Origin of the sequence: Paeniglutamicibacter sp. (genome assembly GCF_046714615.1) — a bacterium.
In the GTDB taxonomy this organism is placed as follows: domain Bacteria; phylum Actinomycetota; class Actinomycetes; order Actinomycetales; family Micrococcaceae; genus Paeniglutamicibacter.
This window is the reverse complement of the sequence record NZ_JBKKAP010000084.1, coordinates 15273-31400: the sequence shown is the minus strand read 5'-3', so window position 1 is coordinate 31400 and position 16128 is coordinate 15273. Positions and strand designations below refer to the sequence as shown.

The following is a 16128-nucleotide window of genomic DNA, read 5'->3' as shown; positions in this document are numbered from 1 at the left end:
ATGGCCCGGCTGCTTTTGATTGCCGCCAGCGGGCTGGCACGCGAAGTCATCTCCTCCGTCAAGCAAACTGGTGACCACGAGGTCGTGGGCCTGCTCGACGACGATACCGCCCTGCGCGGGCAGGTCCTCGGAGGCATTCGCGTGCTGGGCGGGCTGGAAATAGCTGCCGGCTCCGACGCCGGATTGCTGATCTGTGCCGGCCAAGGCAGTGCACGTGCAGGCATCGCCGAACGCCTGGAAGCGCTGGGCGTGGGAGTAGACCGTCACGAGACCCATGTGCATTCCTCCGTGGCACTTGGTGAGGGCTCCCGCATCGGTGCCGGCAGCATCGTCTTGGCCGGTTGCGTTGCCACCAGCGACGTTTCGGTCGGTCGGCACTGTGTGCTGATGCCCGGGGTCATCCTGACCCACGACGACAGCCTTGGAGACTTCGTGACCATGGCCGCTGGAGTGGCACTAGGGGGACGCGTCGTGGTTGGTCGTGCGGCGTACCTGGGAATGAATGCCTCGGTGCGCCAGGACCTGAACATCGGCCGTGATGCGGTGTTGGGCATGGGGTCCGTTCTCCTGGATGATCTTCCCGCCAGCCAGGTCTGGGCGGGAAACCCAGCCCGGCGCCTGGCCAGAACGAATGGCGATGGTGCCGGCAAGAATGCGTCGGTTCACCGGACGACCAATGACCAGAACGTGCAACGACAGGAGGCGAACTCATGAGCACCATCCCGGTGGCAGTACAGCAGATCCCATTGGTGGATTTGAAGGCACAGCAACGCGAAATCCAGGATGTGGTGGATGCCGGGCTCGCCGAGATCTTTGAGAGCACTGCGTTCATCGGCGGCAAGGCAGTCACCGAATTCGAGAATGCCTACGCCGGTTTCCTGGGAGCCAAGCACTGCGTGGGTGTCGGCAATGGGACGGACGCGCTGGAATTGGCCCTGCGGGCCAGCGGAATCGGCGCCGGGGACGAAGTCATCCTCCCGGCAAACACCTTCATTGCCACCGCAGAGGCGGTCAGCAGGGTGGGAGCCATCGTAGTGCCGGTGGACGTGGATCCGCTCTACCTGCTCATTGATCCGATGGCCGTCGCCCAGGCGGTCACAGCCCGTACCCGGGCAATCATGCCTGTGCACCTCTTCGGCCAGACGGCCTTCGTGGAGGAACTCGACCCCATCGCCGCTGCGTGCGGTGCGGTGATCATCGAGGACGCCGCCCAATCCCAGGGTGCCAAGCGGTTTGGGCGCAGCGCCGGTACGTTGGGGCACGCTGCCGGAACCAGTTTTTACCCGGGCAAGAACCTGGGGGCCGCCGGGGATGCCGGAGCGGTGCTGAGCAATGACGAGGAACTTTCCGAACGGGTGCGCATGCTTTCGGCGCACGGCAGCCGAGAGAAGTACAGGCACGAGGCCGTAGGCGTGAACTCCAGACTGGACGCTGTGCAGGCGGTGGTGCTCAACGCCAAGCTGGCACATCTGACCGCATGGAACGAGCTGAGGAGACAGGCGGCAACACGCTATGGGCAGCTGCTGGAGGGCGATTCCGCAATCACGTTGCCGCTGCAGGCCGAGGGCAACGCTGATGTCTGGCACCTGTACGTGGTGCGCGTGCCGCAGCGAGATCGGGTCTTGGAGGAATTGAATGCCGAGGGCATCGGTGCCGGCATCCACTACCCGACGCCGGTGCATCTGACGGAGGCATTCGCCCACCTCGGCTATGGGCGGGGTTCCTTCCCGGTGGCCGAACGCGCCGCGCAGCAGATCCTTTCGCTGCCGATGTATCCACATATCTTTGCGTCGCAGCAGGAATCCGTCGTACGCCTCCTGCGCACGGCGCTGCACGGCAAGGAGGGACTGCGGTGAAACGCATCCGAGTCATTGTTTGCCCGCATGAATTGGTCATGGGCGGCAGCCAGATAAATGCCATCGAGTTGGCCGGCAAACTCAAGCAGCGCGGGCACGACGTGGTTGTTTTTGCACCTCCGGGACAACTAAGCGGCCGGGTGGCTGAACTCGGCCTTGAACTTGTTGCCAGCCCGGACGGCACCCGGATGTCCTGGGGATGGATGCGTGAGCTGGGACGTCTGGCAAAGGATTGGAAGGCCGATATTGTTCATACCTATGAGTGGGCACCCAGCTTGGGAGCAGCCTGGCGGCTTTTGCCATTCACAGGTACCCGCGTCGTCATGACGGTACTGTCCATGGACGTTCCCGACTTTCTACCGAAGCACGTTCCACTGATCGTCGGGACCAAGGCATTGCACCATCAGTCAGGTCGTCGGAGCGCCCCCGTGCACCTCATGGAACCGCCAATTGACACGGAACAGAACAGCCACGGGGCCCTACCGTCTTCGCAGATCAAGCACGATGGATTGGTCATCTCTATGGTTTGCCGCATTACGGATGAACTCGACAAGGCCGAAGGAATATTGCAAGCCATCTATGCCGTGGCAGGACTTTCCCGGGATCGGAGATTGCAGCTAATCATTGCGGGTGATGGTGAAGCCATGCAGAAGATTAGGGTCGCAACCCGCGAAGTAAATGAGCAATTCGACCGAGAAGTAGTGCGCCTGGTCGGAACCCTATTCGATCCGCGCGCGGTGTACGACCAATCCGACATAAGCCTTGGCATGGGAAGCTCGGCATTGAAGGCGTTGTCCTTCGCGAAACCACTAATTGTGCAAGGGTCCGGTGGCTACTGGAAAACACTGACACCGGAAACCTTAACGGAATTCGAGTGGCAAGGATTTTACGGGCAAGGTGGAGGTGGGGCAGAGGCCCTCGCCACATGTTTGGCAAGGCTGTGTGACGATGCACCATTGCGGGAGCGTTTGGGCATCTGGGGTCGAAGCCTCGTCGAGGAAAAGTACAGTCTTCGCAATGCCACGGTTTCATTGGAAAGAATCTACTTCCAGACTCTTGCTGCCAACACGAGACGTGGTGTCGGTTCTGCGTGTATGACCAGATCCGCGTATGACTTCGGCAAGTTCTTGCTTGCGAAAAGAATACGCTCCGGGGTATCGCCATGAGACCCGCCATTTCCATCGACTTGAGCGCCCCAGTGGTGCAGCTGCACGGTGCCTTGAACCGGGCTATCCACCTCATCGGTGGCCGAATGCAGCGTATCGGCATGCGAGCCCAAATATGGTCCACGAATCAATCCCACGACCCGGAAAGCCGTTGCCGTGTTGATGCAGACCGGGGCGCAGCTTTGTCTGCGCAAGCAGGGTTCAGTTTGATTCCGCGGTCCCAAGCCCCGTTTGGAGCCAGCCATGCATCAAGTTGATCTGAGGTCGGGAATTCGCCGGGGACTTGTCTGGAGCTCACTGAACGCGGTGGTGCTACGAGTCGGCACTTTTGCCATGGGAATTTTCCTTGCCCGCATTCTGGCACCCGAGGAATTCGGGGTATTTGCAATCGCCCTAACGGTGCAAGCGGTTCTGATGACTTTGGCAGACTTTGGCCTGAGCACGGATCTGATCCGTTCCAAGAACCACGTTGCCAAGAGCCCCACCGTTGCCACATTGGGACTGATCATGGGCACATTGCTGTTTATCCTCATGTGGTCCAGCTCGCAGGCAACGGCAAATCTATTGGGAAGCCCGGAAGCGGGACCCGTTATTGCTCTCATGTCGGGTTCACTACTCTTGGCTGGACTGGGCGTAGTGCCTTACGCGAAGTTGCAGCGTGATTTTCAGCAAAAGCGGTTGTTTGGGATAAGTCTTCTAGATTTTTTTGTTGTCAACACTCTAACGGTTGTTCTGGTGCTATTGGGTTGGGGCGTGATGTCCCTGGCGATCGCTCGACTGGCTGCCCAGTTTGCAACGCTCATTGCACAATTCATTCTTGCCGGGGTGAAACCAAAATTTGGCTTCACCCGCGCACTTGCTCCCGAGGTCATTTCCTTCGGGCTGCCGGTGGCCGGCGCAAATATGCTCTCTTGGATGTTGCTCAACGTCGACAACATCGCAATTTCCAGCATGGCGGGACCTGTCAGTCTCGGCTTCTATTATCTGGCGTTCAATATTTCGAATTGGCCAATGAGCATGCTCGGTCAGGTCGTACGATCCATTGCGCTACCCGCATTCGCGCGAGTCGTGGGTGGTCAAAGGGACCGAAGCCTCGCCCTCGCCCTGGGACCGGTGTGGGCGATAGCCCTATTTGCGGGTTTCATGTTGTCCACCCTGTCGGAACCAGTGATCAGGCTTGTTTACGGGGATCGGTGGGTGCCATCGGCGAGAATCCTGGTGTTTCTCGGAGTCTTTGGCGCGCTTCGCATGATTTTCGATCTCTTTGTGTCCTACTTGCTGGCCACGGGCCATTCCAAGCGTGTCCTGACGGTGCAGGCAGTATGGCTTATTGGGCTGTTGCCCGCCATCGCATTTCTTGTGCGCCAAAGTGGTGCACCGGGAGCCGGACTGGCGCATTTGATCGTTTCGATTTGTGTGGTCCTCCCCGCTTACATCATTGTCCTTTATCGGAGTCAGGCCGATATCAAACTGGTGCTTCGATACATTCTTATACCGGTTCTGGCCGCCGTCCCCGCTGTTTGCGCGGCGTATTTCATCACGCTTGCCGTCGACACGAATTTCACCAAACTTGTTCTCGGCGGGTTGGCCGGATCCGTTGTGTATGCGGGGATCATTTTTCGGTGGTTTAGGACCAGGGTCCGAGAACTGATGAATTATTCGGAGAATGACGCCGACGTTGTGTCTGCCGTCCCTGTCGTCGTCACGAGGGAGACAGCGGTAGCTAGCCGTAGCGAAGCGGGGGAAGACAAATGAATCAGGGAAAACGAGGCCGATTCAGGGTACCGGGGACAGCAGGACCGATTGCAAAAGTCAGCGTTGTCATCCCGTGCTACAACTACGCAAAGTATCTGCCGGCTGCCGTGCACAGCGTGGCCACACAGGAAGGAATTCAAACGCAAATAATAGTTGTAGATGATGCATCTACGGACGATAGTTTGAATGTGGCGAACGAACTCGCTAATCAATACACTCAACTAATCGTCTTAGACAACAAGACCAATCGTGGGCCCGTGGAGACTTTCAATCGGGGATTGGAATTTGTGACGGGTGAATTCCTGGTTCGACTTGACGCAGACGACCTGTTGACGCCGGGTTCGCTCCGACGCTCCGTGGACGTCGCCCAATCGGACCCCGATATTGGACTTGTTTATGGGCATCCGATTCACTTTACCGGCGATACTCTGCCCAGGGCCAGGCGAGAGGTAAAGGGGTGGGCGCATTGGGATGGATTGCAGTGGCTGGAAGATCGTTGCCGGACTGGGCTAAATGTCATAACCTCGCCCGAGGTGCTCATGCGGATGTCCGTTGTGAGGCAAGTGGGAGGCCAACGAAACCTGGCGCATACCCACGACATGGAGATGTGGATGCGCATTGCGTCGGTGTCCCACGTTGCCTACATACGTGGCGCGGACCAGGCCTGGCATCGTGACCACGCCGGGAGCTTGTCAGCCCGCAAAGTCAATGTCACCACGGACTTTGAGCAACGGTGGTTGGCCTTTGAAACGTTGTTCGAGAATCGTGAGCTGCGGGATCGCCGATTCTCATCCTTGCGTGCCCTGGCTCGCCTGGCGCTGATCGAAGAGGGAATTAGATCTGCACGCGTGGAACTACAACTGGGCATACCCGACCAAAAACGGTTTGACGCATGGGTGGCGATGGTGCGGCGGATCGGGCCCAGCGAGACACAGAATGCCCAAATTGAACGCCTGGTATCGCATGCGCGGAACCCCCGTTCGTCGCTCGTAGGGAAAGCGAGCGCCTTCCTCAGACGTGCTTACCGTCGGCTGACTCGTGAATATCGGAAGAGGCATTGGGCCAGCTATGGGGTCTATTGAGAGCCAAGATGCTGATCGGAGCTTTATGGAACCGCCAGAAGAAGCCTATTTCTATTGAAGAAATAATAACCAAATCGAGGGGGAACAAATGTCCAATCCAACGCAACACGCCGAACAACTAATCCGCGGCCTCCGCCATTTTGGTGTTGAAGGCACCAAACGCCGCATCGCACGAAAGGTGTTCCGAATCGTAGATTCTCGGTTGAATCTCGCGGAGCTTGATTTCCCGTTGCGCCACGATGATGTAGTCGACCTTGTGCATTATTCATACGCGCATCCTCCGCAGGTGGCCAAAGAAAAGCTCCGCATTGGGTGGGTCTGCGTCCCGCCGAGTGTTGGGTCCGGGGGACACACCACGCTGTTCCGGATGATCCAGGCGGCCCAGGACGCCGGACACGACTGCAGCATCGTGCTGTACGACCGTGATGATGACGCCGTAGCGAGGCATCACGAAGTCTTGCGCCGGGGGTGGCCTTGGTTGACGGCCAAGATTGTCAGCAGCGCGGACATTGACGGACGGTTCGATGCCTTGGTGGCCAGTTCCTGGCCAACGGCTCATGTAATTGCGTCGCGCGCTCCAAGTACCGTGAGACGGTTCTACTTCGTCCAGGATTTCGAGCCCTACTTTTATCCACGGGGCTACCTCTACCAACTGGCCGAAGACAGCTATCGGTTGGGGTTCCATACCCTTGCACTCGGAGACATGGTGGCCTCGGAACTAGGCGCGCACTGCGATCTGGCCGCGGACGCAGTGCTGCCCTTTGGATGCGACCGAAGCATCTACCGCATCTTGCCTGCCCCGAAGCAAGGGCGACCGCGGTCGGGGGTCGTATATTATGCCCGCCAAGATTCGGACCGAAGAGGATACCTGCTCGCAAAAGCCGCCCTGGAACACTTCCATGTGTTGTGCCCGGAACAGGAGATCCACTTATATGGCGATCGCGTGCAGGGATGGACCATTCCCGTCACCAACCATGGGAGCCTGCGGCCCGAAGCCCTTAACGATCTCTACAACCGAACTATCGGCAGCATTGCGATGTCGTTCACGAACATTTCCCTAGTGGCAAGCGAGTTGCTGGCCGCAGGAAATATTCCCGTCCTCAACGAATCAAAGACCGCACGTCAGGATGCGTCGTTTGCGGTTTGGGCGCCGGCCACTCCCACGGGTTTGGCCGAGGCCTTGGCCAACGTCGTTAGTCATCATGACATTGAGGGTCGGGCGCTGGAAGCAGCGCTAAATGTGCCCCAAAGCTGGCAGGTCACTGAACAACAGATCGTGAACGAAATTGCGATCGCTTGTTGTGGAATGAATCAAAATAAGAGTTCCCGCGTGAGGGAGTTGTCATGAGGTATCGAGGCAAGAATCCCGCAAAGAACAGGCTTCGTTCGTACTGGGTGCTGTTTACTGTTGCAGCGATGTTGCTTAGCTCGTGCACGGCGAATTTTACTGATGAGGCAACACGCAAGACCGAAGCACCCAGCCTCGGTGGCCCGCTGAATCTTCCAATGATTCCTTGGGAGGGCGGTGGCGAATACTGGAACGCCTTCGATAAGGCACGTGATGCGGGTTGGTCAGATGAATCTTTTTTCCCCATCACTTTGTGGTTTAACGCGATCATGACCAACGAAGAAGTCCAGTACGACAAGAAACTTGGATTCAACACGTATATCGGACTGGACCCGAGTACCCCATATGAGTTGTTCGCCGACAATGAGGCCTTCTGGATTGGGGGGCCATTGAACGATTCATTTACCGATGAAAGCATAAATTGGGTCGGAGACTTCCTTGGCGATGAAATTGACGGAAGATTTGATGTTGCCACTGGGCAACGCATGATGCGTGAAGCGTCAGATCTATCAGAAGGTAGCGGGCGGTTCAGATACACCAATTACACGCAGATAGTAATGGCGCAATATATGAAGGCCAAGGACATTGAAACGTATGTGAATGACTATTCGGATGTGGTTTCGATCGACATGTATTGGTATACGGTGCCATTCTGCAGCCAACTTCCGTTGCAACATGCCTACCTCTTCACGCTGAGCGAATCCAACTGTCGAACATCAAGCAGCTATGGAAAGACGATTCAAGCATTGCGCGAAAGAGATGCGGTCGACGGTGACCTGCAACGCCTTTGGCAATTCGTCGAAATCCTCAACGGCGGCCCGGGCCAGGATGCGGACTACATTGAGGAAATATCACCCGGACAGCTAAAGGGCGCTGTCATGAATTCGTTGATACACGAGGCTCGCGGAATCGTGTATTTTAACCAGTCTCTCAGCGGCGACTGTCTCGCGGGTGCGGTGGTCCGGCAGAGCCAAGTGGTGGACAACTACTGCGGCAAGGAACAGGTCGAAGCGGCCGGTGAGATCAACTTGTTGATCCATTCCTTGGCGCCGGTATTGAACTCCCAGTCCTACGCTTTTGAGTTCGGTTCAGGTCTCGACACCATGCTCAAGGTCAAGGGAGATGCCGCATACGTATTTTCCATGCTTGACGATTCCCACCAGACAGGAGAGCGCATATTTGCTGTTCCGGAGCAGCTGCGCGGGAAAACCGTCGAAGTGATTGATGAGAACCGCACGATAGAGCCGAATATCGATGGCACCTTTACCGATACGTTCGAGCACGAGTATTCCTACCACGTCTACAAGGTACTGCTATGAAGACAGCTCACGACCATGTGATTTTGACGCGCTTCAATCTACCGTCGAAAGGTCCAGAAAGTTTCATTCGTTCACAAGACGGGTGGCTCATCGATCGAGTAATGCTTTTCGAGCAATATTGTCTGCCATCGGTACGCATGCAATCGTCCAAGGATTTTGAGTGGATCATTTATTTTGATCCCGAATCTCCTGCCTGGTTGCGTGAAAGGATCAAACGTTGGAGTCGGGATCCTGTCTTTTCTGCGATTTACCGTGAAGAGGTATCCCGCGACAATTTGCTGCATGACCTCCGCTCGGTTACCGGGGCCAAACGACAGCACCTCCTAACGACAAATCTCGACAATGATGACGGCCTATCCCGAGATTTTGTTGAACGACTGCAGTCTGTGCGAGTCCACCGGGAACGGCAGGCAATCTACCTCACCCAGGGACTCATCAAGAATGGAAACACCTTGTATCGGCACCTTGACCGCGAGAATGCCTTTTGCTCCGTCCTGGAAAACTGGGAGAACGCCGTAACGTGTTGGGTTGACTGGCATAACAGGTTGGCGGATCATATGTCTACAACCGAAGTGGCGGATGGCCCAGCGTGGCTCCAAGTAATTCATGAACGAAATGTGAGTAACAGGGTGCATGGGCGGAGAGTTCCGGCTGGTAGTTTCATCCCGAACTTCGGACAACTGATTGGGGACGTGAATGACCCGAACTGGTACGACACTGCACTAGATCGGCTTTGGGATGCACCACGGCGATTCGTCTATGAGGCGACGCGAGCTGGTGTCAAGAAAGCGACGATGCTCGTCGGCGGCAAGCCGGCATTGGACAGAATGAAAGTTCTGCTACAGCAAGGCAAAACAGGAAAATAGGGTCCGCTGACACTGGGGGTTAGGCAACATGGACAAGAAATCACATTTACGAAAACTTTGGGAAAGACATTTACCGCTACAAATGGTGGTTGAATAGATGTTTCTCCAAGATTTAGGTTTCGCCTTATTGCGTCGCTGGTATTTCGTTCTCTTCGGTGTATTAGTCACGGTTGCCGGCGTGTTTGGCATTTATCAAGTGGTTCCAGTCAGTTACCAAGCAACTGCCAGCCTGGTCTTGGTTCCGCCGCAAACTGCAGTTATCGAGGGGGAGAACCCCTACCTCTACATGGGGGCGCTGGATCAGGCTTTGAGCGTCATGGTCGTCAAAATGAACTCGGCGGAGGTGTCGGAACCCATTCTGCAGAAGGATCCGAATCTTAGCTACACGTTGACCAAGGATGCTGCCACAACCGGACCGATCATTCTGATTGAGAGCGAGGCGCCTGCTGATAAAACGGCCTTGTCCATCGTCAATGAGGTGCTTAAGAAGGTTCCGCCGAATCTGATCGAAATCCAGGACGCGCTGGGAGTACCCAAGGGCGCCCGCATCACGGTGATGACAATTGTGCAGAATCGCGAGGCCGAGGAAGTGACCAAGACTCAGCAGCGGATGATGATCGCGGGTGCTGCAGGCGGATTGGCCATGACAATTTTGGCAACTGGACTAATAGATAAAATCCTAACTCGGCACAAGAAAAAGAAACTCGCCAAGAAAAAAGCCCGAGCTGCGGTCGAGAACCACCGAATCGACAGCAACCAAGAATCCACAAACAGACCGGAGCCGGCACACGCCGCTTCCGCTGCTGGAGCTGGGGTCGAAGAATCTACGACTGCTGACGCTGAATCGGAAAGCGATGATTCTGTCCCGGCACGTGTCACACAAAGTACGTTGATTGAATCCTGAGGATCGCATCAATGGACAATCCGGTAGGCCTCGGCAAATCGTTGAAAGTGAAAACTCCGACGTCCTGGGATGCAGTTACAGTCCTAAAAGGATTCGTCATAGTCCAGTACGTGATCCCATCTGATCAGCGGATCCTGGCACTTGGCGCCGCAGGTTCCCCCGCGATCCTATATGCCCTGGGAGCCTTGCTCTGGTGGGTGTGGCACCGAATCCGATACACGGCGCCCATGCGAACAATTCGAGCCCGGATGCTTAGGGCTATGCTCTATTGTTTTCTCGCTGCCATGATTGCGAGCTATGCCGCGGCCAATGTCACTGCCCTTCCGGCGTCCGAATCCAACATGGCGGATATGGGTGCCATCAAGATCGTCGCGATGGTCGGACTCGTCCTCGTTGCCAGCGACGGGATCCCGAATATCCAACGACTCATGAGTTTTGTACGCTTCCTGAGCGCCGTCGGGGCGCTCTATGCCAGCCTTGGTCTTTTTCAATTCTTTACTGGAATTAGCGTTATCAACCTCATTAGCATCCCTGGGCTTTCGAGCGTCGGTGGTGCCGGTGTCGACGAACGCGGGGGCTTCGTAAGGGCAGTTGCAACCGCAATGCACCCTCTGGAGTATGCAACTGTGCTGTCCATGCTTTTGCCACTGTGCCTCACACTTGCTGTCTTTGACAGAAGAACCGCGGGCCTTGTGCGTTGGTTTCCCGTGGTGGTAATAACCATTTGCTCGACGCTCTCGGTAAGTCGATCGGCCCTCATTGGTGCTGCCGCAGTCTTTGTCATTCTCATCCCTTCATGGCCACGTGCGTTTCGCCATGGCATCGGCATAATGCTGGTTTTCGGGTTTGCCACTATGTACGTTGCCGTCCCAGGCATGGCTGGAACGATCCTTGGTCTGTTCTCTGGATCTGATACCAGCGTCAGTTCCAGAACGGGAAGCTACGATGCAGCATCCGAATTCCTAGCCGTTTCACCATTCTTCGGTCGCGGGCTGGGGACATTTCTTCCGGCCTACCATATATTCGACAACCAATATCTTTTGTTGGTGATTGAAACGGGAATTCTTGGGCTAGTGAGTTTCCTGGTTCTCTTGCTTGTGACGATGTATGGGGTCCTGAGGAGCCGTGTGGAATTTTCCGACGTCGTTGTCCGCGGACTCGGTATGGCCATTTTCGCGGCATTAGTCGCAGGCGCGCTCTTGTCTGCCTTTTTTGACAGTTTGTCGTTTCCCCAAGCCGGTAGCCTCATTTTTCTCATGATTGGAATCGCGGGTGCCTATGCATCCTTGGCCGCGCCCGCTCCCGGGCCACTTCAAAAGGTGGTGACATTGTGGCAAGGAAGAGGGCAGACTGGGGGCTAAAGGAACGGCTGAAGAGGCATCAGAGCGTTCTTATCCGTCGCTGGTATCTGATCGCAGCGACCATGATCGTGCTGATGCCCGCGCTTCTTGCAGTACACAATGCAACAGGGGTCTATCACTCGACCGTATCGTTTCTGTTCTTGGCTCCTTCATCGTCGGTAGAAGGTGGCGGGAACTCCCTGCGCGCGGATCCGGGCAGTACCATCTACTTCGCAGCAGTCGTTGAGCGCCATTTCAACCAGGGAGCCCATATTTACGACGTGCCCCGTCCGACGAGTGCGCCTCTTTACGCCACCGGAGTGAAGCACGGTTCGGCTGTTTACCTTCCCGATCAAGGCGGACAATGGCAGACAAACTTCAATAAGGCAGAGCTACGCATCGAAATTGTCGGTGAGTCCGAAGAAGTAGTTCTCTCGAAGATGCGCGAAACAATCGACAAGCTGCGCGAGCTGTCTACGAAACTCCAGCAAGAGATGGGTATTTGGCCGGAATCCAGGATCACAACAGAGACGTCGCCCGAGGAACCCGCCGTGGGCTACGCCTGGATACGCAACAACCGCGCCGAAATGGCTGTCGCAGCGCTGATCGTGGGGTTGAGCGTGGGTGCCGCGCACATTGGCGATTCTGTACTCACCACGGTTTCTCGCAAGCGCCGCGAACATTGGGCCGCGGACGCCGAGAAAATCCGCCCAAGACAACAAGCCGAGTCCGCCGGCAGGAACTGAACCATTGCGTTCCTTGACCGGACCGCGAATGGCTGAACTGGGTCCGGCGGGTGATACAAGGGCTACGAACGGCTCGAGTCGTCCCGTTCCCAGCGCATAGACGGAAGCCCCTTCACTTTGTGGGCGCGCAAACGTCCGCTGATGACAAGGGCGCCATAGACGCCTGCGTCAACGAAAGAGAATGGACCGGAGATCGAGGCAATAAGTTGCCTAAGCGTACGCACCGTGCTCGTTGCATCGTTGCCTGGCAAGCCGGCCGCAGTGGCGCGCAGTTCACCCTGGCCGCGGTAGTTTCTGCACAACACGGCCATTAGCGAAGCGACGGTTCGGGGAGTCGACACCCGGACTGGAACGGTTGGCAGGATCTTCTTCTCTTCCGGCGTGAACAGCCCGTCGACATACAAGTCGTCGGCTGTGAGTTCGGGAAACGAAGCGAAGCGCTGACGCCCTGATTCGCTCATGCCGTATGCGCCGGCTCCCCACAGCGCCTGGTTGGTTGCAGGTAGACGCCGGCGTGCGCGGTAAAACGCGCGGACCGGCCATGAGGCACCACTGGCGTCGTATTCGAACGCAGGCCGTGCGGACAAGGCTTCGGGACGCGCCAGGTAATCGAAGGTCATGCGAAGCGCAGACGGGGTGATGGAGATGTCGGCGTCCAGATACAGCCGCGGGAAAATCATCGTTTTGCTGTCGGCCAGATTCAGGGCGGCGACCTTCGACGGTATATCGGACTCAATGACTTTGACACCCGGAAAGCCCCGGGCGATCTTGGCGGTCTCATCGGTGCAGCCGTTGCACGCGACAATCACCTCGATGGCACCACTGGCGGCCAACTCGGCCAACGGTTCCAGGGTCCGGGCGATCACCGAGGACTCGTTGTGGGCCGGTACGATGACGACTCCCGGGGGGAACTCGGTTTCCCATCCGGGCTTCTGCGTTCCACGGGGGAGCCCATGCCAGTGTTGTTCATTGGCTACCACGCCGAAGATTCCTCGATGGCTGGGCTTCGCGGCGCGCAGCGCCTCGTGCAGGGCCACCACTGACTGGAAAGCGGACGCGTAGCGGGCCGATCGGTGCTTGCGGATGTAGCGGACGCGGTTGACGGCCATGAGCGCGTTGAGCGCGACCGAGGAACCGGAGCCTCCCATGTGGTGCGTCATGACGGCCTCGGGCTCGTACCAGATGGTTGCGCCAGACTCCCTGGCGCGCCGGAAATAGTCAGTCTCCTCCGAATACAGGAAGAACTGCTCGTCCCAGGCGCCTAGCCGCCCCTCGAGTTCGGCATCTATCAACAGCGCCGCACCGGTGGCCCAATCCACCTGGTGCGGGTGCGCGTAGCACTCCGGATCGAAATCAATCTCCGAGGCCCAGCCGGGACGTTGTGGAAACCTTTCGCCCAATAGCGCATCGCCCAACGCCCCACCGAGCGTAGGTTCGCGTCTCAGGGAAGGATAAGTGGTGCCATCTCCCTGCAACAGGCGCGGAACCACAATGCCGGCATCAGAGAGGCTGAGCCGATCCAGCATTGCCGCGATGGCACCGGGCCCAACGGTTAAGTCGGGGTTCAGGATCAACACGGCCGAGCAGTCCCCGGCAAGAGACCGAATGGCATTGATCCCCCCGGCATAGCCCAGGTTCGATTCCGTGGGAACTGAGATGACATCGGAATGGGCTGCAAGCCGTTGCATCGTTCCGTCCGCGGAACCGTTGTCGGCCACCACCACGCGCAGGGCCAACGAGTGTGCCTCATGGCGGAGGCTGGCTATCAGCTCATCAATCGTGTCTTCGTTGTTGTAGGTGACCACCAGGACACTCGCATCGGCACTTTCATGCCGCCCAACAAAACTGGCTTGCTGCGACTGGGCCCTGGAGTGCTCAGATGCCATATGGACCTGGCCGCTCACAGGTTCGTCGGCGTACACCACGCTGCTGTCACGACGGATCTTCAGCAGGCCGGGTGGGTCGTTGATCAAATAGCGTCGTGCCATCCGCTTCGGTTCCGCCCCAAGCCTCCATGCCCACTCCAACCCCCTGTCGGTGATCCAGGCCGGTGCACGTTTGACCGCACCGGCCAGGAAATCGACCACCGCACCGAAGGCGAGCAGTGTCCGCGCCCCGGTGAGCGCCCCATAGGCTGCCATCCACAATTCCTGGCGGGGCTTCCCCAAACCCACGACCAGGATGTCGGTTTCGGTCCGGTGAATCGAATCGGCCAGCGCGACGGATGTTTCGTGATCTTCCAGCTCCGATCGAGCCGGTGACCAGAACCCACTGACGTGTAGCAAGGGACGGTGCTGGGTCAACGAGTGCGACAGTTCGTCCTGGATCTCGATGGACCCCCCAAGGAATCCCACCGAAAGCCCGGTCCGTTCCGCCTCGTCCAGTATCGGCCCGATCAGGTCGCTTCCCGCCAGGCGCGGCCAGCTGCCTCCCGTGAGCCGGTTGGATTGTGCAACCAGAGGTGCCCCGTCCAGCAAGGTCAGCCACTCCATGGTGTGCGTACGGTCTTCCATGGATTCGTCGGCCTGCATGGACCGCAGTGGCAGGGTGGGGCGCAGGGAATCCCCGAGCACCCCGTGCCACCGTCCGCCGGCACCGAACTGCACGATGTGGTCGAGGTTCGCCGATACAACGGACAACGGTCTCAGGCGGTCTTGGCCGGACGAATATCCGGGCGCGGAATGGTCAATGATTCTCGCCACCGCGTCTTGCCGCTGGAGCAGGTCGACGACGATGCCAGCCAGATCGACGCGTTGATGTTCAAGTGACATGTTCTTCCTTTTTGAGGTGCGGGCGTTCAGCTTTGGGACGCGGGGCTGTTTGGATATCCAGGGAGTCATTTCCTCGGGCCTATCGACCGGTGCCGGCGTCTGGAAGAAGCTCGTAGGGGATTCGTTCCAGACCGTTGGTGGCCAAGCGGTAGCGGCTGGCACTGACCGGACACACCCATTGGTCACCTTCTTGGTGCAGCGGATGCCCTGCCTCTCCGACCCACCCGATCTGGCGTGCCGGGACCCCGGCGACGATCGCGTGGGCCGGGACATCCCGGTTCACCACAGCGCCGGCGGCGACGGTGGCCCACGGCCCAATGGTCAGTGGGGCGATGCACACCGCCTGCGCTCCGATCGAAGCCCCCCGGCCGATCGTCACGCCGACGGATTCCCAATCGTCGTGGCTCTTGAGCGATCCGTCCGTATTGATGGCTCGTGGAAACAGGTCGTTGGTCAGTACCGCGGCCGGACCAATGAAAACTCCGTCCGCCAAACGGGCAGGCTCGTAGACCAACGCATAGTTTTGGACCTTGCAGTTGTCGCCGAGCTCGACCTTGGGTCCTATGTAGGCCCCACGTCCGATGTTGCATCCGCTGCCCAGTATTGCGCCTTCGCGCACCTGCGCCAGATGCCAAATATTGGTGCCAGCGCCGATGGTCGCTTCCGGCGACACATCGGCGCTGCTTTCGATGCGAGTCATTTATTTTTCCCCCAAGTGCGTGGGCCCGAGATCAGGCCCACGAAGTATCCCCCCAATAGCTTTATGACACTTCTAATAGCGAGATTAGGGGTGGTTAGGGGCGCTTTCAATATGCCTTACGTAAAGAGCGTGCTAATTGAGTGGACCAATTTTCTGGAACGCGTAATTTGCGAGTGTGGTGCCTGTTGCGTCCACGCGGTCCTAGAATATTCGGTCCGCGGACTCGGGCCTGGCGCAGCGAGACCGCCATTGTCCGAAGGGTTGAATAACTTCCG

Annotated in this window: 13 protein-coding genes; 11 read left to right on the top strand and 2 right to left on the bottom strand. The window is 57.7% G+C overall.

Annotation, left to right across the window (positions count from 1 at the left end):
* The 11 genes from ACLQ7E_RS10510 to ACLQ7E_RS10460 all read left to right on the top strand — a co-directional run bounded on the left by ACLQ7E_RS10510 (position 1) and on the right by ACLQ7E_RS10460 (position 12382).
* Positions 1-714, top strand: coding sequence for a NeuD/PglB/VioB family sugar acetyltransferase (locus ACLQ7E_RS10510; protein ID WP_411732521.1), 714 nt, complete (start codon positions 1-3; stop codon positions 712-714).
* Positions 711-1856, top strand: a complete 1146-nt coding sequence (locus ACLQ7E_RS10505) for a DegT/DnrJ/EryC1/StrS family aminotransferase (RefSeq protein WP_411732520.1) — start codon at positions 711-713, stop codon at positions 1854-1856. Before ACLQ7E_RS10510 ends, ACLQ7E_RS10505 begins: the two co-directional genes overlap by 4 nt.
* Positions 1853-3022: a glycosyltransferase family 4 protein gene (locus ACLQ7E_RS10500; RefSeq protein ID WP_411732519.1), complete on the top strand. Its 1170-nt coding sequence runs from the start codon at positions 1853-1855 to the stop codon at positions 3020-3022. The genes ACLQ7E_RS10505 and ACLQ7E_RS10500 overlap by 4 nt, the downstream gene beginning before the upstream one ends.
* 243 nt (positions 3023-3265) lie before the next feature.
* Positions 3266-4777 (top strand): lipopolysaccharide biosynthesis protein, encoded by a 1512-nt coding sequence (locus tag ACLQ7E_RS10495; RefSeq protein WP_411732518.1) that lies wholly within the window; start codon positions 3266-3268, stop codon positions 4775-4777.
* The gene (locus ACLQ7E_RS10490) at positions 4774-5859 is read left to right on the top strand and encodes a glycosyltransferase family 2 protein (RefSeq protein ID WP_411732517.1); all 1086 of its coding nucleotides are present in this window, start codon (positions 4774-4776) and stop codon (positions 5857-5859) included. Before ACLQ7E_RS10495 ends, ACLQ7E_RS10490 begins: the two co-directional genes overlap by 4 nt.
* An 88-nt stretch (positions 5860-5947) precedes the next feature.
* Positions 5948-7207 carry a glycosyltransferase family 1 protein gene (locus ACLQ7E_RS10485; protein ID WP_411732516.1) on the top strand — a complete coding sequence of 420 codons (1260 nt, stop codon included), beginning with the start codon at positions 5948-5950 and terminating at the stop codon, positions 7205-7207.
* Positions 7204-8526, top strand: a complete 1323-nt coding sequence (locus ACLQ7E_RS10480) for a hypothetical protein (RefSeq protein WP_411732515.1) — start codon at positions 7204-7206, stop codon at positions 8524-8526. The genes ACLQ7E_RS10485 and ACLQ7E_RS10480 overlap by 4 nt, the downstream gene beginning before the upstream one ends.
* Entirely contained in the window at positions 8523-9392 is an 870-nt protein-coding gene (locus ACLQ7E_RS10475) for a glycosyltransferase (RefSeq protein ID WP_411732514.1), read from the top strand. The genes ACLQ7E_RS10480 and ACLQ7E_RS10475 overlap by 4 nt, the downstream gene beginning before the upstream one ends.
* Before the next feature lie 97 nt (positions 9393-9489).
* Positions 9490-10296 (top strand): hypothetical protein, encoded by an 807-nt coding sequence (locus ACLQ7E_RS10470; protein ID WP_411732513.1) that lies wholly within the window; start codon positions 9490-9492, stop codon positions 10294-10296.
* 11 nt (positions 10297-10307) lie between these two features.
* Positions 10308-11657 carry an O-antigen ligase family protein gene (locus tag ACLQ7E_RS10465; RefSeq protein ID WP_411732512.1) on the top strand — a complete coding sequence of 450 codons (1350 nt, stop codon included), beginning with the start codon at positions 10308-10310 and terminating at the stop codon, positions 11655-11657.
* Between the two features lie 62 nt (positions 11658-11719).
* Positions 11720-12382 (top strand): hypothetical protein, encoded by a 663-nt coding sequence (locus ACLQ7E_RS10460; RefSeq protein WP_411732511.1) that lies wholly within the window; start codon positions 11720-11722, stop codon positions 12380-12382.
* A gap of 62 nt (positions 12383-12444) precedes the next feature.
* Here ACLQ7E_RS10460 and ACLQ7E_RS10455 read toward each other — a convergent pair whose 3' ends face one another.
* A complete protein-coding gene (locus tag ACLQ7E_RS10455) occupies positions 12445-15153 on the bottom strand; it encodes a WecB/TagA/CpsF family glycosyltransferase (protein WP_411732510.1) in 2709 nt (902 codons plus the stop codon).
* Between the two features lie 79 nt (positions 15154-15232).
* Positions 15233-15853: an acyltransferase gene (locus ACLQ7E_RS10450; protein WP_411732509.1), complete on the bottom strand. Its 621-nt coding sequence runs from the start codon at positions 15851-15853 to the stop codon at positions 15233-15235.
* Between the last annotated feature and the right edge of the window lie 275 nt (positions 15854-16128).